This window comes from Alteromonas sp. ABH4_454 (assembly GCF_056311775.1).
On record NZ_CM149972.1, the window covers coordinates 1,594,818 to 1,612,171 of the forward strand.

A 17,354-nucleotide genomic window follows, 5' to 3' on the forward strand; every position below is an offset into this window, starting at 1 on the left:
GAATCAGCCGGCTCGAAGGGGTCTTTGTGTTGATTTTAAGGTGATTTCTGGTGTTCAGAAATCAGTAACGACGATATTATTCGGGTGAATTTGAAAATGAAAACTTTTGTTGCTAAGCCAGAAACGGTACAACGTGACTGGTATGTGGTAGACGCCACAGACAAAACTCTAGGCCGTTTGGCTTCTGAAATCGCACTACGCCTTCGTGGTAAGCATAAGCCAGAGTACACTCCTCACGTGGACACTGGTGATTACATCATCGTAATCAACGCTGAAAAAGTTGCGGTTACAGGCCGTAAAGCGCAAGACAAAATGTACTATGCGCACTCTGGTTACCCAGGTGGTCTTAAAGAGACAAACTTTGAAAAACTAATTGCTCACAAGCCAGAAATGGTTCTTGAAAAAGCAGTTAAAGGCATGTTGCCAAAAGGCCCTCTAGGCCGCGCAATGTTCCGTAAAATGAAAGTTTACGCTGGTGCAGAACACTCTCACGCAGCACAGCAACCACAAGTTTTGGACATTTAAGGAGCTATTAACATGGCAGATACTCAATACTACGGCACAGGCCGCCGCAAAAGTTCTACTGCTCGTGTGTTCCTACGTCCAGGCACAGGTAGCATTAAAGTAAACCAACGCGCTCTTGACGAGTACTTTGGTCGTGAAACAGAGTGCATGGTTGTTCGTCAGCCACTTGAACTTGTTGAAATGACTGAAAAGTTTGACGTATACATCACTGTTAAAGGTGGTGGTTCTAACGGTCAAGCGGGTGCAATCCGTCACGGTCTTACTCGTGCTCTTATGGAGTATGATGAAGCACTACGTCCAGCACTTCGTAAATCTGGCTTCGTTACTCGTGACGCACGTCGCGTTGAACGTAAGAAAGTTGGTCTACACAAAGCGCGTAAGCGTCCACAATTCTCAAAGCGTTAATTTTTACGTTTTTTGTATTGCAAAAACCCGGCTTATGCCGGGTTTTTTATTTTCTGGCTAGAAATAAAATGAAAAAAGGTGGAGGGATTTATGCTTCACTGCGTATTAATAAGTAGGCCAGAAATGAATGAAGAATCAGTGTGAAAGTTGTTTATTTAAATACTCAATCAGCTATAGCGCAATCTCAAAGCGACAACGCTACGCTCTACCACCTCATTTCTGAGCATGAACCGGCACTTCGTCGGTTTATTCGAGTAAGGGCACGAGCTAATTCCTCGGAAGTGGAAGATATTCTTCAAGAAATGTACGCCAAACTGTTTTCACTAGATGGAATGGCTCAAAAGATTGAAGCGCGCCAAGATACGTTTAGAAGTTTTTTGTTTACCGTTGTCACCAATTTAATCATCGATAGAGAACGGCGAGCAAAGGTACGTGCTCATGAAGCGCATGAACCATTTTCTGATACCCTATACTCTACGTGGAGCAATGAACCCGAGAAGCACGCAGGGATAGCTGAGAAACTCATTGAAATTGAAAGTGTGCTTGAAAATATTAATCCTCATCACAAATCTGCGTTTGTACTTTGCCGTGTTGAAGGTAAAGCTTATCGGGAAATCAGCGATATATTAGGCGTTTCTGTTAGTACAGTAGAAAAATACATTTCGGCCGCATTGACGGCTATTCGAAATAAGGTGCAAGATTAATGGCTACGGCTTTGAACCAGCATTCAATCAATAAACGTGCAAGTGATTACGTTGTGCGTCTTTACTCTGGTGAACTGACAGCTAAAGAAGAAAGTGAGATCCTTGCATGGTGCGATGCAAAAGCCGCCCATCAAGCAGCTTTTGACGATGCGCTTTTAGTATGGGAGAGCTCTGCTCACATTGCGCCTCATATAGGGTGGCGCCAAAAGTTGGAAAAACGTTTCTATCGCATGCGCTATCTAGCCGCATCTATTGTTGTAGCATCATTCTGCTTTTTACTCATCACGCATTATGATGCGCCTGACCAACGTATTGCTAACAGTGACCTTGCCAATAGTTATTCCACTGCCATAGGCGAGGTGAGCAATGTTGGATTACCAGATGGCTCTACCATTACGTTAAATACAGATACCCGCATTAATATAAAGTTTAGCGAAGCGCACAGAGAGCTCTGGCTAGAACACGGTGAGGCATTTTTTGATATTGCTAAAGATCGCTCCCGTCCATTTTTAATTCATACCGTAAATAAAACAGTGAGAGTCGTAGGGACGAAGTTTAATATTAAGCTGTCACAGTCTGGGTTTGATATAGCCGTAGAAGAAGGTATCGTCGCCATTGAAGAAAAGGCAGAGTCGAACACCGACAAACCAGCTAAAGGTGATACCCAAGTGTTATTGGAAGCCGGCGCAGTTGCATCATTCAATGATACCAGTGCACTTATCGCAAAAGAAAATGTGGACAGTGTAGTAAAAGCGCAAAGTTGGCGTACGGGTTACTTACGTTTTGATGAAGAACGGTTAGATAAAGTTATTGCCAGTTTTAACCGCTATAGAAGCAAAAAAATAGTGATTAGTCAGGATGTAGCCGATTTGCGTATTAGTGGCGTTTTTAAGCTGTCAGATGGCGATGCGATTTTAACGGCACTTGAAGCAACCTTGCCGATAGAAGCGAAAAGAGATGAAGAAAATATAAAACTAGTGAAGAAATAGCGGAGGGTTTTGTTTTTGGCTGCGTATTAACTAAAAGGGAACACATTAAAATACTATAGGAGCAGCCATGAAGTTGCCAAAAACCACAACAAGTACGTTAGCCCTGTGTGTCGCATTATCACTAAGCTCAGGCTTAAAAGCACAGCAAATAGATAACCTTTCAATTCAAGCTACTACACTTGATAACGCATTACTCTCACTGGCACAGCACAGTGAAATTCAAATCTTGTTTTCAGACGCTAGAATAAAGCAAAAACTAGCCCCTAAGCTAGAAGGTAGTATGGATGTGCAAGATGCACTTTCTACCTTGCTTGAAGGCACTGGCTTCACCTACAAGCAAACCTCTAAAAGTATCTATATTGTTACACCGATTGGTAGCGAAGAGAAAAACCAACCACAAAACCCTTCTGCCATTCCCGTTACTGCTGACGTTCAGAAACAAGAAGCAAGTGTAGAGCGTATTCAGGTTACTGGCTCAAACATCCGTGGGATGCAAGATACTGGCGCATTGCCCGTCACCATGATGTCATCTGAAGATATTGACGGTTTAGGCTTAAGCAGTGGCGCTGAAATTTTAGCGGAGTTACCGCAACAAGGTGCTGTAAATTTTAATAGCGAGCGTGTAGTTGGTGGTGTTAACGACGCACGTGGCGATGTCTCATCAGTAAACCTACGTGGTATAGGCACAGGTTATACGCTTACGCTGTTGAACGGTCGCCGATTAGTGCTACACCCAGGTACGCAAGCCGAAAACTTAGTACCTGTTACTACCGTGAATTCAAATACGCTTCCAGTTAAAGGACTAAAACGCGTTGAAGTGTTACGCGATGGCGCTGCGGCTATTTACGGTACTGATGCCATATCAGGTGTAGTAAATTATGTTTTAGACGACAAGTATACGGGCGGTGAGCTTCAAGCCCACTATGGCAGTAGTCAGGGTACAGGTCGTGACCAAATCAATTTATCAGGCGCTGGTGGTTGGTTATTTAACAATGATAAAACCCACGTTACTTTTAGTGGTGGGTACTATCATCGCGATATGGTTATGGCGAGTGAGCGGGATTATTCTGCCAGTTCTGACTTACGTAACTACAGCGAAGTGCCTGCTGATTTTGTTGGCGATACACAACTAGATAATCGCTCAACGGTAACGCCATGGGGTGAATTTTCCTCAGACAGTCTAGGCACCTTTCACCTTGAGCCAGCGTCATACGACGATTGTGTTGCGGAAGTTAATGGCGATGTGTGCGCGTCTTCTGGATCAACGCCTCGAGATATGCGCTTCGACTCAAACTCACAGCGTAGCTTGAGCTCGGAAGTCGATAGGCTCAATCTATACACCTTGGTGAATCACCAAATTAATGATGATGTTGAGATATACGGTGAAGCCCTTTACTACTCAGCAACAGCAAAACGTATTCGTGAACAATCGGGCAATTTAACAGCACAGCGTTTTACAGTTTCTGCTGATGCATTTTACAACCCTTTTGGTGAAGACGTGACTGTTCGTCGCTATCGTCCCATTGATACAGGCCCTCGAAATATCGAAGTCGATGATTACAGCTATCGTTTATTAGCAGGCTCTCGTGGTTATATCGGCGATTGGGACTTCGATTCCGCCGTGTTGTATTCAAAAGCCAATACTATAGATACCGCAAATCGAATTAACACCACCTTGTTCCAACAAGCGGTTAATAGTACTGACGAAAGCACGGCTTACAATATTTTTAGCGGCGCCAGTGTAACTAACCCAAATACGGTCGATGATACGCCGGTATCTCAAAGTGTTATCGACAGCTTTATGGTGGATGTTGAGCGGGAGTCAGAAACAGAACTTGCTTCAATTGATGCCAAAGTATCTCGACCAGATTTATTTAGTCTACCCGCCGGTGATGTAGGTTTTGCCGCAGGTATTGAATATCGCTATGAAAGCTTTTTTGACAAACGTACCGATGATTTGAATGGCACATTGTTTTTCAGTGACTTAGTGGGTGGCACTTCGTCCGAAATTGCTAGCCAAGTATTAGGAAGTAGCCCTACGCCAGATGCTAGCGGAAGTCGTAATGTGGTATCTGCGTACGCGGAATTTGCTATTCCATTGTTGGCCGATAAACCGTTTGTTGAAAATTTAAATTTACAGGTAGCCGGGCGTTACGAAGATTTCTCTGACGTAGGCAGTGTATTTAAGCCTAAATTTGCCCTTGCATGGACGGTAAATGAAAACGCATTAATTCGTGGTGCATATTCAGGGGGCTTTAAAGCGCCAGGATTGCCACAAACCACAGCAGTAGATGTTGCCCGTTCTAATACCAGAACCGATCCGTTGACACAAACGAATCGTGGTACGCTAGAACTTCGAAATGGTAGCGATACCTTAAGCCCCGAAGAAAGTGAAAATTACTCGTTTGGCGTAGTACTTACCCCTACCAAAGCGTTAACCCTCACAGTCGATTGGTGGCAAATCAAACAAGAGAATACGGTGGGTATTTTAAATAGCCAAACACAAATCTTGTATGATGCGCTATTACGTAGCCAGGGTAGCTCGAATGAAAATGTGGTTCGTGATGAAAATGACGAAATTATATATATTCGAAATGATTACACTAACTTACTACCAAGAGACATTTCTGGTATCGATTACAGTGCTGATTACCGTTTTGAAACTGAAATAGGTGATTTTTCCATTAAGCTCAGTGCCGCCAACTTGAGAAAGTTCGATCAAGGGTCAGACGATATCACAGACCTAGTGGTTACAGCGCAAAAAGCTGGAAATGAAGCGTTATTGTACGAAGGTGAGCAAGTTGCCATATTTGGTAGCGATGGCGACCTTATTCGTCAAAACGAACGCCCAGAATGGCGGGCTAATTTATCGCTAACCTATTCTCGAGATGCATGGCGTGCCGGTCTTAAATATCGTTACGTTAGTGATGTTGAAGACACTAGCTTAAATTATACCGACGATTCAGGTGATTTAGTGACTTACGTCATTGATGATTGGTCAACGTTAGATGCGTACGTAAGTTACCGCTTTAGTAAAGATGCATTGTTTAGCGGAAAAACGAAAGTGACCGTAGGCATGCGTAACCTGACTAACGAAGAACCGCCGTTTGCCGATGAAACTTTTGGTTTCAGCAGTAGCCTTCATTCATCAATTGGCCGTTATACCTACGTAACTCTAAATCATAAATTCTAAGTTAAACACTTAATCTATTTTCACATCATAAAAAGGCGCTTACCATTAGGTGGGCGCTTATTTCATGGAGATATCATGTTCCGATTACTTTTCATTGCACTGGCATTTGCTTCCCCTTTTACATTGGCGTGTGAATTCGAAGGCGTTACTTTTTCTGCAGATTTTGAAGCCGGTAAGTTAGATTCCTGTGAAGTCGACGAAAACGGCACCTATGTATTGAGACTTCTTACCAGAAGATAAGCCCATAAATCCTAGCCCTTGGTATTACTTTAGTGTTACCGCAGCAGGTGATTCATCGTCAAAACAAGCTGAAAAAGTAGACGTAGTGCTGACCTTTGACGGTTATACGCCAAGGTATTTACCTAAAGTGAGTTACGATCGAAAAAGCTGGAAGATAACCGCGTTTGATACCACAGAGCAGGGCATGACACTAACTTTGCCGGTATCAAAGCAGCCACTGTATGTGGCAGCCCAGCGTCCTATTCCAAATTCTGTTTACACAAACTGGCTAAAACAAGCTGAGCAAGACTTTGCCATTAAGCCGTTTACGATTGGTAAATCTACCGAAGGCCGCACGCTTTCTGCATTTGCTCTTGAAAAGCCTGAAAACACAGAGTGGGTTATTTTCGTTGGTCGTCAACACCCACCGGAAGTAACAGGCGCGGTAGCCATGTTCTCTTTTCTAAATCAATTCTTAACCATTACATCTGAAAACAATGCGTTTTTGTCGCGCTTTAATGTGCTGGTTGTCCCGAACATAAACCCTGATGGTGTAGCCAATGGTCATTGGCGACATAGTGTTGGGCATAAAGATCTAAACCGCGATTGGAATGTATTCTCTCAACCAGAGACCAAGGCCGTGAAAACATATCTAGATAAAATAACGAATGCTGGCGGGAAAATTGTAATGGGTATGGACTTTCACTCTACCCATAACAATGTTTTTTATACCATTCCGGTAGATGAAAATATCGCCCCTAGGGACATGGTTGTAGGTTGGTTGGCCGACTTGCAAACGCAAACCAAAGGCGTATTTAAAGTCGTAGATAAACCTGGCACTTCGCCAGGGAAAGGCGTTTTTAAACAGTTTTTTGCTGATGTTTATCACGTGCATGGTGTTACCTATGAAGTCGGTGATAATGAGCCGAATGAGAAAACTCGCTACGTTGCTAAACATGCTGCCAATACGCTTATCGATACGTTAATTGCCACCCCTGCTGAAGAATTTTATATTAAAGCGTGTGCAGACGAAGCAGCAAGTTGTGAGCAATGATTATGCATTTACGCACAAATAAACCCAAAGCGCTTCGCCATAAACTTGCTATCGCAGTACTCATGTCCTTGATTAGTGTTGCAGGCACTGTTAAGGCTCAAAGTATAGAGCAAACTGATGTTTCGGCGATAGACTCTAAAGCCGCGCTTACTTTTGCTCATCAAAGCACAATGAAGCATATTGCTAAAACTATGTGGGAAAAACCTGAACTGGGTTTTCTAGAGTACAACAGCAGCGCATTAATGCAACAGACGCTGATTGAGCGTGGCTTCAAAGTAACGGCCGGTGTTGCGGGAATGCCCACTGCATTCATTGCGCAATACAACCCAGTGGGCCAGACAGAAGAAGGTGAGCATAAACCTGTTATCGGCTTGCTTGCCGAAATGGATGCCTTACCCAGCATGGGGGTCTTAAATACGTCTGATAGACAGCCGATTAGCACTAACGGACATGTTCACGCAGGTCATGCTTGTGGACACAACTTGTTTGCCGGCGGGGTAATAGGCGCTGCGCTTAGCTTGGCTGACTACCTCGATTCCCATCCAAATCAAGGCTCTCTGAAGGTTTTTGGCGCACCCGCTGAAGAAGGGGGCTCAGGGAAAGTTTATTTGGTGAAAGCTGGCGTATTTGAAGACGTAGATGTTGCCCTTCATTGGCATCCATCGGATAGCACGACTTCTTCACCCTCATCTTCGTTGGCCAACAAAAGTGGTAAGTTTCGCTTTTATGGGATCGCAGCGCATGCTGCTGCGGCGCCAGATAAAGGGCGTTCGGCATTAGATGGCGTAGAAGCTATGAACATGATGGTAAATTTAATGCGTGAGCATGTACCGGATGGCACGAGAATTCACTATGTCATCACTAACGGCGGAACAGCGCCCAACGTAGTGCCAGATTTCGCCGAAGTGTATTATTACGTACGTTCAGCACAGCCAGCTGTTGTGCTTTCACTGTGGGATAGGTTGGAAAAAGCGGCGGAGGGAGCGGCACTTGGCACTGAAACCCGTGTTAATTGGGAAGTCACTGGTGGTGTGTGGAATGTATTACCTAATGTGACCTTATCAAAATTAATGCACAAGCACATTAACGCCGCACCTCCGATTATTTTGACTAAAAGCGAGCAACAGTTTGCTAGCGAAATAAGTCGAACCCGCGAGCAGGTCTTTAACCACAATACTCACAGCACTCCAGAGCCCTTCGATGAAAAGATTACTGTTTGGTCTGCATCAACTGATGTTGGTGATGTGAGTTGGCAAGTGCCTACCGTGGGAGTATCTAGCGCAACTTGGGTAAAAGGAACGCCACCCCATACTTGGCAGGCTTCAGCAATGAGTGGTACTGATATTGGTTACAAAGGTATGTACTTGGCCAGTGAGGTCATCACGCAAACTGCAATATCCCTTTTCTCTAAACCTGAAATTATCAGTAAAGCGAAGCAAGAGTTTCAGCAACGGAAAAGTACGTTGAACTATGAATCCATGCTTGGGCAGAGAGCACCAGCACTTGATTATCGTAAGTAGAATATTCTCGTACTACTGCGTCAGAGGTTTATAACAATCTTGTAATGTAACTAAGAGGTTTGGCCGAATCTCGGTCAAATTCTTGATTCTATTCCGATCACTCGCTTATTTTTAACGATGACCCCAGATTAAATTATCGCTTAAATATCAGTAAAACCTTGTGTTTATAAGGGCTTTTCTTTTATCATTTGCGGTCGAAAATTTTGAAAACTTTCGTGACCTCGTAAACCAGTAAATTTTTGCTGTTACGTTGCTGTCATGACAAGCCATATGATGCATGACACAAGCGTGATAAAACCAGTATAAGCTTGGGTTACACATCATAATTATCCAAACCTGGAGAAATGTGGATGAGCAATGTATCTGTAGATGCAACAGAGTCTGCACACAATGAAAACCAGCCAGAAAACAACACTCGTCGTCGGTTCTTGACCGTTGCCACGTCGGTAGTTGGTGGTGTAGGTGTCGTTGGTGCTGCTGTGCCTTTTATTGCGTCCTGGAATCCAAGCGCCAAAGCGAAAGCGGCCGGTGCAGACGTTGAAGTAGATATCAGCGGGATTGAGCCTGGACAATTAGTACGTGTAATGTGGCGAAGCAAGCCTGTATGGATTGTACGTCGTACGCCTGAGATTCTTGAAGAACTAGGCACACACGAAGATAAGCTGAAAGATCCTAACTCTGAAGCTGAGCAGCAACCTACTTTTGCTCAAAATCGTTTCCGTTCGATGAAAGAAGAATACCTGATTCTAGTGGGTATCTGTACGCACCTAGGTTGCTCTCCACAGCACCTTAAAGACGGCGCTTTCGAAGAAGTGGTTGAGGGTGTGCCAGATGGTTTCTTCTGCCCATGCCACGGTTCTAAGTTTGATATGGCAGGACGTGTATTCCAAAACGTACCGGCACCATTAAACCTAGTTGTACCGCCATATCAATTCGTTGATGACAATAACATCATCATCGGTTCAGAAGCGGAGGCTTAATTATTATGAATGCTTTCCTAGGTTGGATTGAAGAACGCATCCCAATGATGCGCGTTGCGAATATGCACGCTCTTCAATATCCTGCTCCAAAGAACATGAACTTTTGGTATGTGTTCGGTTTTCTAGCTACCATCGTTTTGGTAAACCAAATTGTTACTGGTATTTGGTTAACCATGAATTTCGTTCCATCTTCAGAAGGCGCGTTTGCTTCTGTTGAATACATCATGCGTGAGATCGACTACGGTTGGATCATTCGTTACATGCACAGTACTGGCGCATCGGCGTTCTTTATTGTGGTATATCTACACATGTTCCGCGGCATGATTTACGGTTCTTACCAGAAGCCTCGTGAGCTTCTGTGGGTGTTTGGTATGTTTATTTACCTAGCACTTATGGCTGAAGCATTCATGGGTTATGTACTACCTTGGGGACAAATGTCTTACTGGGGTGCACAGGTAATTGTATCGCTATTTGGTGCTATTCCTGTTGTTGGTCCTGACTTGGTAATCTGGCTACAGGGTGACTACGTTATCTCTGGCGCGACACTAAACCGTTTCTTCGCATTACACGTTATTGCGTTGCCATTGGTTATCGTTATTCTTGTGTTCCTTCACATTATCGCACTTCACGAAGTGGGTTCTAACAACCCTGATGGTATTGCTATCAAGCACAAGAAAGGTTCACTGCCTGAGTCTGAAAAGACTAAATATGAAATTCATGAATACTACACAAGCAAGTACGACATTGCTGATGACGTATTGCCGTTCTTCCCACACATCGTACTTAAAGACCTTGTGGCATTCTGTATTTTCTTAGCGCTATTTACTTATGTGCTGTTCTTTGCCCCTGAAATGGGCGGTAAATTCCTAGAGCACCCTAACTTTGAAATTGCTAACCCGTTGAAAACACCTGAGCACATCTTCCCTGTGTGGTACTTCACGCCGTTCTACGCAATTTTGAAAGCGGTACCTGATAAGTTGTTCGGTGTACTAGCTATGTTCGGTGCAATTGCTGCGCTATTCGCTCTGCCTTGGTTAGACCGTGGTCGCGTTAAGTCATGGCGCTATCGCTGTGGTCTACACAAAGTAAACCTTATTGTGTTTGCAATTGTGTTTATCTTCCTGGGTTACCTAGGTGGTACGCCACAAGAAAACTGGAAAATCATTGCGTCGCAAGTTGCTACAGTAATGTACTTCGGTTTCTTCATTGCATTGTTCTTGTACAGCAAAAACGAAAACACTAAACCTGTGCCAGAGAGGATTTCTAAATGAAAAAAATGATGTGCTTTTTAGCCTTCTTCCTACCTGGCGTAGCGCTTGCGGCAGGCGGGAACGTACACCTGGATAAAGCGCCTATCGATTTAAGCGATAAGGCGTCTTTACAGCGCGGTGCACAATTGTTCATGAACTACTGTTTGGGCTGTCACTCGATGAAGTACCAGCGCTATCAGCGTTCATTCCAAGATTTAGGTATTCCTGACGAACTAGGTCAAGAATACCTGCAATTCACGGGTGAAAAAGTGTCTGACTATATCACTCGTGCAATGCCTGAAGAAGCCGCTGCAGGATGGTTCGGTGCTGCTCCACCAGATCTAACCCTAGTGGCGCGTGTTCGTGGTGAAGACTGGATTTACACTTACTTGCGTTCTTTCTATGTAGACGAGAGCCGCCCGTTTGGTGTGAACAACACAGTATTCCCAGAAGTGGGTATGCCACACGTACTTCAACCACTTCAAGGTACGCCAACCCGTACTTATGAAGAGCAAATGGTTGATGGAGAGATGGTTAAGCGTTATGTAGGCATTAAGTCAGATGGTACTGGCGCAATGTCTCCTGACGAGTACGACCAAGCTGTTGCCGATATAGTGAACTTCCTAGAGTACACGGGTGAGCCTTCAAAACTTGAATCTCACAAAATCGGTAAGTGGGTACTTATCTTTATCGCAGTATTGTTTGTATTTGTTTACTTACTGAAGAAAGAATACTGGCGAGAAGTGCACTAATCGCACAGATTTATGTATAATATGAAAAGGGGGCTTCTCGCCCCCTTTTTTGGTATTTACTCGTGCTACCTGAAAACCCTTTTGTATAGAGTGTTCAGGTAGCACGAGTTATCGTAATAAGCTTACCGTTTGTAAGCGTAAACTTGTTTCTCGACGGAGGAAATTGAATGGCCGTAGCCGCGAATAAACGTTCTATTATGACGTTGTTCTCTGACACAATTGATATTTATAGCCACCAGGTGCGCATTGTGTTGGCAGAAAAAGGTGTGGGTGTTGAAATCAGCTACACAGATCCTAGCAACCTGTCTGAAGATCTGTTGGAGCTTAACCCTTACGGTACTGTTCCAACTCTAGTTGATCGCGAACTTGTACTTTACAAGTCGCATATCATCATGGAATACCTTGATGAGCGTTTCCCTCATCCACCACTAATGCCGGTTTACCCTGTATCACGTGGCCAAAGTCGTCTTATGATGCACCGCATTGAGCAAGACTGGTACTCGCTAGCAGCTCGAATCTTCCGTGGCGAAGGTGACGTAGAAGCAGCACGTAATGAGCTGCGTGAAGCCTTGCTTTCACTTGCTCCTGTATTTGGTGAGATGCCTTACTTTATGAGCGAAGAGTTCAGCTTAGTTGATTGCTATCTTGCTCCGCTATTATGGCGTTTACCTGCACTAGGTATCGAACTAAACGGTGCCGGCAGCAAAGAAATTAACGCTTACATGAATCGCATTTTCTCTCGCAGTTCATTTAAAGCGTCTTTGACTGACCAAGAGCGTGAGATCCACAACCCGCTATGACATCTATGACGTCAAACCAGCCCTATTTGCTTAGGGCGTTCTATGAGTGGATTGTTGATAACGACTTAACGCCGTATATTGTGGTCGATGCAACCAACGAACTGGTAGAAGTACCACAAGAGTTCGTTAAAGATGGTCAAATCGTCTTGAATGTATCGCCAAGCGCATGTGTGAACTTCTCTCTTGATTTAGACGGCTTGTCTTTTCAAGCACGTTTTTCTGGGCAGCCCAGAAGATTGAGTATGCCTTGTGAAGCTGTGATGGCTATATACGCAAGGGAAAACGGTGCAGGTACTGTATTTGCCACCGAAGAAGATGTGGCTCGTGCGCAGCAAGAGCGTACTGAAACATCTGAAGATGTGTCTCAACCGAGCGGACCAACGCCGATAGAAGATGCTGACTCAGGCGACATTCAAGATGCGCCGGTTCCGCCTAAAAAAGGCAAGCCGAGCCTAAAGGTTATTAAATAGCTACTTAAGTAGCTAACTGGGCCATTTTCATGGCCGCTATTTAAAAACTTTCAGTGTATTGACGTAGTCTGGCTTTGCAAAGCTATTCGCTTAAGCAGAGCCAGCTATTATCTTCACACTCGCCTTATCTAGTATTTTACTCCTACTTCGAAGCTTGTATTTGAAGCCTCGCAACTAAGTGCTCAACTAAAAAAATTGCGTTCTAATAAAAACGAAAGCACCCCATAACTTATAAGTAATAGGGCGCTAAAGTGGCTGATTCGCTATAAATCTATTAACGAGTTCGCGTTATCACTACACGACTTGTCGGAAAATCAAAGCGATGGGCTTCGGTTAGTACGGACGTTGACAAACCTTCACGGCTTGGGTCATTCGCGTTTGCACTAGTTACCACACCTTGATGAAGCCTTACTGCATCGGCAAGGTCGTCCCTTACTACGTCATAACCTGCGGCTTCTCCACCACCACCTGCTGCTCCTGCGGCAGGGCCAGGCATAGTTGCTGCTGTTTCTGTGTTGGCCTCTGTACCGGCGTCCCAGGTCACTGTCATGAATGTTTTCGCATCACCTACTGCCATGTTACTTATGTTAGCTGCATTTAAGCCAGTAAATGCATCGTTGGTATTAACCAACATGGTCGTTACTGTAAGACGCAGGTCGTCAGCGTCAAGTTCTGGAACCACAAGGGTTAATTCTGTACCCATTGAGCGTGGGCCCAGTATTCCCCCAGAGTTTTGCGCATCCAAAAACTCCGTGGAGTCCATGGCTTCAGTAATGACCATAGACGGATCACCGCCCTCAGCCATAATTTCAATGCCCATGCTAGCTGGCTCGCCCTCACTAAATGAATGGAAGCCTGACTCATGCAAGATGACGGCGGCAGGTGCAAAGGGCTGGGAATACGTCAAATTAGTAATTTGAACAGTGTAAACCGCTGAATTACCATTGATACCATCTTGCCCGTCCGAACCGTCTTGGCCGTCTGCGCCATCCTGTCCGTCAGTACCTGCTTCCCCCTGTGGGCCAGCGGGTCCTTGAGGGCCAGTATCACCATCGTCGCCGCAGGCAGCAAGAAGCGCTGAAAGCATCAATAATGTACTGAGTTTAATTATTGGATTATTCATTGTATTGGCTCCTTAAGATGCAGGAACAGTAATAACTACACGTGCTACTGGGTTCAACCAACGGTGTACGGTAGAGTCCAGATCACTGGCACCAGCGGCGCTATCAGTATCGCCAAGCGCATTGCGGTGAATGTGTACCGGGCCATCTTCACCATCTTCTATTTCACCATTAACTACCTGTGCCCCCACACCAGTGCCACCTGTACCTAAATCAACGATACGAGTAGGTGCACCACCACCGGCAACACCCGGTACGCCATATCCACCAAGCGCATTTCCTGTCCCAGCTTCAACAACGTCAGTACGAGCACTATTTAGCTCATCGTTTAACTCAGTACCGGCATCGTAAGCATTTAAATAATACGTATAGGTGCCAGGTTCAGTAGGGATTTCAATACTGTCCATACCTATAAAGGCATCATTGGTCGGTATCAGCATAGACAGCAGTGAAAGATAAGGCTTGTCCATTGTGTCGAAGGGATAACTTAATGTTGCTTTCGGGGCTAGAAGACCGCCAAAACGATGCCATGTGTTTGAGCCATTGTCTGTATCGACAGGGCCTAAAAGCGCTTCAAAGTTAGCGCCGCTTGAATCAGCGTTTTGCTCATCATCAATAACCCCCGCTTCCGCAAGCCAGGCTAACGCCGATGAAGCTGGCTGGCCCACTTCAAAAGCGTCAACGGTGTCATCGTGCGCAATAACTAGGCGCGGCGTAAAGCTTTGCGCTTGGGTTAAATTAGTAATTTCAACATCTAAGGTAACGGCTTGGCTTACTGAAATTGTTGCTAGCGACAGTAGGGTAGCGCTAGCAAGTTTAGTGAATTTCATCTTATTGTCCTTGTTTATGGCTTAAATCGCATAAAAATTTAGGGCAGTAAAATTTTTAATTCATCACAGAACTATCACAAAAAACGCACAGATTTGTATCGATGAATAACAATATTGTTAGAAATTTTTAGTGCTTTTTTATCAATCAAAAAAATTGTTATTAATGTGAAATAAAAACACGGAGGGTCGGGTCTTGTTTTTTATCGGCGAATTAGGAGCGAGTTATGATCCTTATCATCTACAGCGGGAATAAGTTTCAACAAAACATATCGCAATGTTTGAGCAAGCATAGTTTTCTTTATGACGCAGTCTCTAATTTTCAATCAGCAGAATCCTTGCTAAAAGCACAACATTATTCACTTATAATCGTTGAATCGGTACGAAACGAGATGTGCCTGCAGCGGATTAAAACTCTCGTAGACGCTAACTCCGAAAGCTGGGTAGTGGCTGTCGAAAGTGAGATGTCGACAACAAATACGGCCTGCTCGGAGGTAGATGAAGCAAATTATTATGAAGCGGGTGTTGATGACTACCTTACTGGTGCGTTTGACGAACGCATGTTTTCGGCACGTATTCGCTCTCATATGCGTAGAAGTATGCCTAACCATGAAAACACGAGAGCTTTCGGTGGTAGTGACGAGCGTATCGAGATAGGCCCGCTTAGCGTCGACTTGCGTTATCACAGCGTGACGATTAATGGGCAATTGCTGACACTAACAGCACGAGAATTTACCTTGTTGAATTATTTCTGTCGTCATCCCAATCAAGTTTTTTCTCGCAACCAACTACTTAGCGAGGTGTGGGGCTATAATCACGAAGGGTACGAACATACGGTAAACACCCATATTAATCGTCTACGCAGTAAACTCGATAAGGTTAACAGTATTGAAAATGGCGGACAGCTAGTACAAACCGTATGGGGTGTCGGATACAAACTGAATATTAATGGGTATACAGCCAATTCGTTAATTGCCTGAGCGCATAATATCAAAAATCGCTAGATCCTAATTAAGGATGATTGTTTTTTAGGCTTAAATTAAAAACAGCGTTGCCGTACCTAAAAAGGCAAAGATACCAACTACATCTGTTATCGTAGTTAGAATAACGCTTCCAGCAAGCGCTGGGTCTATTTTAAGGCGCTTCATGATCATGGGTAAAGTTGCGCCGGCAAGCGCTGCCGCAATCATGTTTACCATCATCGCAAAGGCGATAATAACGCCCAGCATGTAATCTTGCTTCCAAAGTGCGATAACAGAGGCAATAAGCACTGCCCAAATTGCCCCATTTAAAAAGCCAATCGAGATTTCTTTACTGATAAGCCAACGCGAGTTACTGGCATTTACATGACCGAGCGCCATACCCCGAATAACAAGGGTTAGTGTCTGGTTACCAGCCACGCCGCCCATGCTCGGTACGATAGTATTTAATATAGCTAATACGGCAAGCTGGCTAAGCGTGGCTTCAAATAAGTCACTTACCATTGCTGCCATTAATGCAGTCACTAAATTAACTGCTAGCCAAACGGAACGGCGTTTAGTACTTTGCATAACCGGCGCAAAGGTATCTTCATCATCATCAAGACCCGCCATACTCATCATTGAGTGTTCAGCATCTTCACGAATGATATCAACTACGTCATCAATGGTAATTCGCCCCACTAAGCGATGATTTTCATCAACTACCGGCGCTGAAAGCCAGTTATAACGCTCAAACAGGCTTGCCACTTCATCGTCGGGCATGTTTACCGGAATGGCCTCTGATTCTTCGTCCATGACATCAGACACTTTGTCGTCGGTATCTGCGGTGAGAAGACGGGCAACAGGAATAATACCGACCAGATTATCGGTTCTATTGACCACATAGAAGGTGTCTGTATTTTCCGGTAACTCACCTTTTAAGCGAATGTAGCGAAGAACCACATCAATGGTTACATCAGGACGTAAGGTAATGGTATCGGTGTTCATGATGAAACCAGCGGTTTCTTCACCGTAAGACAGCGCTTGCTCTGCACGTACGCGGTCTTGTGCATCCATTGAATCGAGAATGTCTGCCAGCACAGGTTCAGGAAGGCTACTCAGCGTTTCTGCCAAGTCATCGGTATCCATTTCTTCAAGTGCATCAACCACATTGGCGGGGAGCATCTTTGTGATAATACCGTTTCGAACATCATCAGAGAGTTCTTCTAAAATATCACCGTGAAAGTCGCTATCAATTAGCTCCCACAACTCATCACGGGTCCTGCTTGGGCTAGATTCGAGAATATGCGCAACGTCTGAAGGGGGAAGTTCAAGCAGAAGCTTACGTACAGATACAAATTGACCGTTTATCAACGCTGCGTTAAGTGCGCGTAATTGGGTTTGTACGTATTTAGAAACAAGCGCTTCTGCCATAAGGCGTTATTCCTACTAAGCTGATATGGAAAATAAAGGCTGTGTAGCCTAAGTGTGCGTAGAATATCGCAATTATATTAAGTCTGTCATGATAATTGCGTGGCTTTTACGCAAGAATTTGGAATTACTAAGCTAGCTGTTGGTTAATGCAT

At 44.5% G+C, this 17,354-nt stretch carries 17 protein-coding genes; 14 read left to right on the forward strand and 3 right to left on the reverse strand.

Features of this window, described 5'->3' with window-relative positions; all coding sequences use genetic code 11:
* Positions 1-96: 96 nt before the first annotated feature.
* From rplM to ACYX4W_RS07045, 13 genes are all read left to right on the forward strand, one after another.
* Positions 97-525 (forward strand): 50S ribosomal protein L13, encoded by a 429-nt coding sequence (rplM, locus tag ACYX4W_RS06985; RefSeq protein ID WP_012517329.1) that lies wholly within the window; start codon positions 97-99, stop codon positions 523-525.
* Between the two features lie 12 nt (positions 526-537).
* The gene (gene rpsI, locus ACYX4W_RS06990; RefSeq protein ID WP_476075089.1) at positions 538-930 is read left to right on the forward strand and encodes a 30S ribosomal protein S9; all 393 of its coding nucleotides are present in this window, start codon (positions 538-540) and stop codon (positions 928-930) included.
* Between the two features lie 140 nt (positions 931-1,070).
* On the forward strand, positions 1,071-1,634 hold the full coding sequence (locus tag ACYX4W_RS06995) for an RNA polymerase sigma factor (RefSeq protein WP_025256472.1): 564 nt from the start codon (positions 1,071-1,073) through the stop codon (positions 1,632-1,634).
* On the forward strand, positions 1,634-2,623 hold the full coding sequence (locus ACYX4W_RS07000; RefSeq protein ID WP_476075090.1) for a FecR family protein: 990 nt from the start codon (positions 1,634-1,636) through the stop codon (positions 2,621-2,623). Before ACYX4W_RS06995 ends, ACYX4W_RS07000 begins: the two co-directional genes overlap by 1 nt.
* A 67-nt stretch (positions 2,624-2,690) precedes the next feature.
* The gene (locus ACYX4W_RS07005) at positions 2,691-5,816 is read left to right on the forward strand and encodes a TonB-dependent receptor (protein WP_476075091.1); all 3,126 of its coding nucleotides are present in this window, start codon (positions 2,691-2,693) and stop codon (positions 5,814-5,816) included.
* A gap of 75 nt (positions 5,817-5,891) precedes the next feature.
* Positions 5,892-6,056: a hypothetical protein gene (locus ACYX4W_RS07010; protein ID WP_476075092.1), complete on the forward strand. Its 165-nt coding sequence runs from the start codon at positions 5,892-5,894 to the stop codon at positions 6,054-6,056.
* A gap of 127 nt (positions 6,057-6,183) precedes the next feature.
* Positions 6,184-7,089, forward strand: a complete 906-nt coding sequence (locus ACYX4W_RS07015; protein ID WP_476075093.1) for a M14 family metallopeptidase — start codon at positions 6,184-6,186, stop codon at positions 7,087-7,089.
* Between the two features lie 2 nt (positions 7,090-7,091).
* The gene (locus ACYX4W_RS07020) at positions 7,092-8,609 is read left to right on the forward strand and encodes an amidohydrolase (RefSeq protein ID WP_476075094.1); all 1,518 of its coding nucleotides are present in this window, start codon (positions 7,092-7,094) and stop codon (positions 8,607-8,609) included.
* 350 nt (positions 8,610-8,959) lie between these two features.
* The gene (gene petA / locus ACYX4W_RS07025) at positions 8,960-9,589 is read left to right on the forward strand and encodes a ubiquinol-cytochrome c reductase iron-sulfur subunit (protein WP_118490220.1); all 630 of its coding nucleotides are present in this window, start codon (positions 8,960-8,962) and stop codon (positions 9,587-9,589) included.
* A 5-nt stretch (positions 9,590-9,594) separates the two neighbouring features.
* A complete protein-coding gene (locus ACYX4W_RS07030; RefSeq protein WP_110288466.1) occupies positions 9,595-10,860 on the forward strand; it encodes a cytochrome b in 1,266 nt (421 codons plus the stop codon).
* Positions 10,857-11,591, forward strand: coding sequence for a cytochrome c1 (locus ACYX4W_RS07035; RefSeq protein WP_110288465.1), 735 nt, complete (start codon positions 10,857-10,859; stop codon positions 11,589-11,591). Before ACYX4W_RS07030 ends, ACYX4W_RS07035 begins: the two co-directional genes overlap by 4 nt.
* Before the next feature lie 167 nt (positions 11,592-11,758).
* Complete coding sequence (sspA, locus tag ACYX4W_RS07040; protein WP_012517332.1) at positions 11,759-12,391, forward strand: stringent starvation protein SspA; 633 nt, start codon at positions 11,759-11,761, stop codon at positions 12,389-12,391.
* A complete protein-coding gene (locus ACYX4W_RS07045; protein WP_476075095.1) occupies positions 12,388-12,861 on the forward strand; it encodes a ClpXP protease specificity-enhancing factor in 474 nt (157 codons plus the stop codon). The genes sspA and ACYX4W_RS07045 overlap by 4 nt, the downstream gene beginning before the upstream one ends.
* Before the next feature lie 274 nt (positions 12,862-13,135).
* Here the strand turns inward: ACYX4W_RS07045 and ACYX4W_RS07050 are convergent, their stop codons facing one another.
* Both ACYX4W_RS07050 and ACYX4W_RS07055 read right to left on the reverse strand, forming a co-directional pair.
* On the reverse strand, positions 13,136-13,984 hold the full coding sequence (locus ACYX4W_RS07050; protein ID WP_476075096.1) for a spondin domain-containing protein: 849 nt from the start codon (positions 13,982-13,984) through the stop codon (positions 13,136-13,138).
* A gap of 12 nt (positions 13,985-13,996) precedes the next feature.
* The gene (locus ACYX4W_RS07055; RefSeq protein WP_476075097.1) at positions 13,997-14,812 is read right to left on the reverse strand and encodes a spondin domain-containing protein; all 816 of its coding nucleotides are present in this window, start codon (positions 14,810-14,812) and stop codon (positions 13,997-13,999) included.
* Between the two features lie 224 nt (positions 14,813-15,036).
* On the opposite strand from ACYX4W_RS07055, the gene ACYX4W_RS07060 reads away from it, so the two are divergent.
* Positions 15,037-15,789, forward strand: a complete 753-nt coding sequence (locus tag ACYX4W_RS07060) for a response regulator transcription factor (protein ID WP_476075098.1) — start codon at positions 15,037-15,039, stop codon at positions 15,787-15,789.
* Between the two features lie 54 nt (positions 15,790-15,843).
* Here the strand turns inward: ACYX4W_RS07060 and mgtE are convergent, their stop codons facing one another.
* Positions 15,844-17,202, reverse strand: a complete 1,359-nt coding sequence (mgtE, locus tag ACYX4W_RS07065) for a magnesium transporter (RefSeq protein WP_474808602.1) — start codon at positions 17,200-17,202, stop codon at positions 15,844-15,846.
* Between the last annotated feature and the right edge of the window lie 152 nt (positions 17,203-17,354).

What these genes read in the sequence shown, in the direction of transcription:
- rplM (WP_012517329.1), top strand. Translation starts at nt 97, where the DNA reads ATGAAAACTTTTGTTGCTAAGCCAGAAACGGTACAACGTGACTGGTAT.
- rpsI (WP_476075089.1), top strand. Translation starts at nt 538, where the DNA reads ATGGCAGATACTCAATACTACGGCACAGGCCGCCGCAAAAGTTCTACT.
- ACYX4W_RS07000 (WP_476075090.1), top strand. Translation starts at nt 1,634, where the DNA reads ATGGCTACGGCTTTGAACCAGCATTCAATCAATAAACGTGCAAGTGAT.
- ACYX4W_RS07005 (WP_476075091.1), top strand. Translation starts at nt 2,691, where the DNA reads ATGAAGTTGCCAAAAACCACAACAAGTACGTTAGCCCTGTGTGTCGCA.
- ACYX4W_RS07010 (WP_476075092.1), top strand. Translation starts at nt 5,892, where the DNA reads ATGTTCCGATTACTTTTCATTGCACTGGCATTTGCTTCCCCTTTTACA.
- ACYX4W_RS07020 (WP_476075094.1), top strand. Translation starts at nt 7,092, where the DNA reads ATGCATTTACGCACAAATAAACCCAAAGCGCTTCGCCATAAACTTGCT.
- petA (WP_118490220.1), top strand. Translation starts at nt 8,960, where the DNA reads ATGAGCAATGTATCTGTAGATGCAACAGAGTCTGCACACAATGAAAAC.
- ACYX4W_RS07030 (WP_110288466.1), top strand. Translation starts at nt 9,595, where the DNA reads ATGAATGCTTTCCTAGGTTGGATTGAAGAACGCATCCCAATGATGCGC.
- ACYX4W_RS07035 (WP_110288465.1), top strand. Translation starts at nt 10,857, where the DNA reads ATGAAAAAAATGATGTGCTTTTTAGCCTTCTTCCTACCTGGCGTAGCG.
- sspA (WP_012517332.1), top strand. Translation starts at nt 11,759, where the DNA reads ATGGCCGTAGCCGCGAATAAACGTTCTATTATGACGTTGTTCTCTGAC.
- ACYX4W_RS07045 (WP_476075095.1), top strand. Translation starts at nt 12,388, where the DNA reads ATGACATCTATGACGTCAAACCAGCCCTATTTGCTTAGGGCGTTCTAT.
- ACYX4W_RS07050 (WP_476075096.1), bottom strand. Translation starts at nt 13,984, where the DNA reads ATGAATAATCCAATAATTAAACTCAGTACATTATTGATGCTTTCAGCG.
- ACYX4W_RS07055 (WP_476075097.1), bottom strand. Translation starts at nt 14,812, where the DNA reads ATGAAATTCACTAAACTTGCTAGCGCTACCCTACTGTCGCTAGCAACA.
- ACYX4W_RS07060 (WP_476075098.1), top strand. Translation starts at nt 15,037, where the DNA reads ATGATCCTTATCATCTACAGCGGGAATAAGTTTCAACAAAACATATCG.
- mgtE (WP_474808602.1), bottom strand. Translation starts at nt 17,202, where the DNA reads ATGGCAGAAGCGCTTGTTTCTAAATACGTACAAACCCAATTACGCGCA.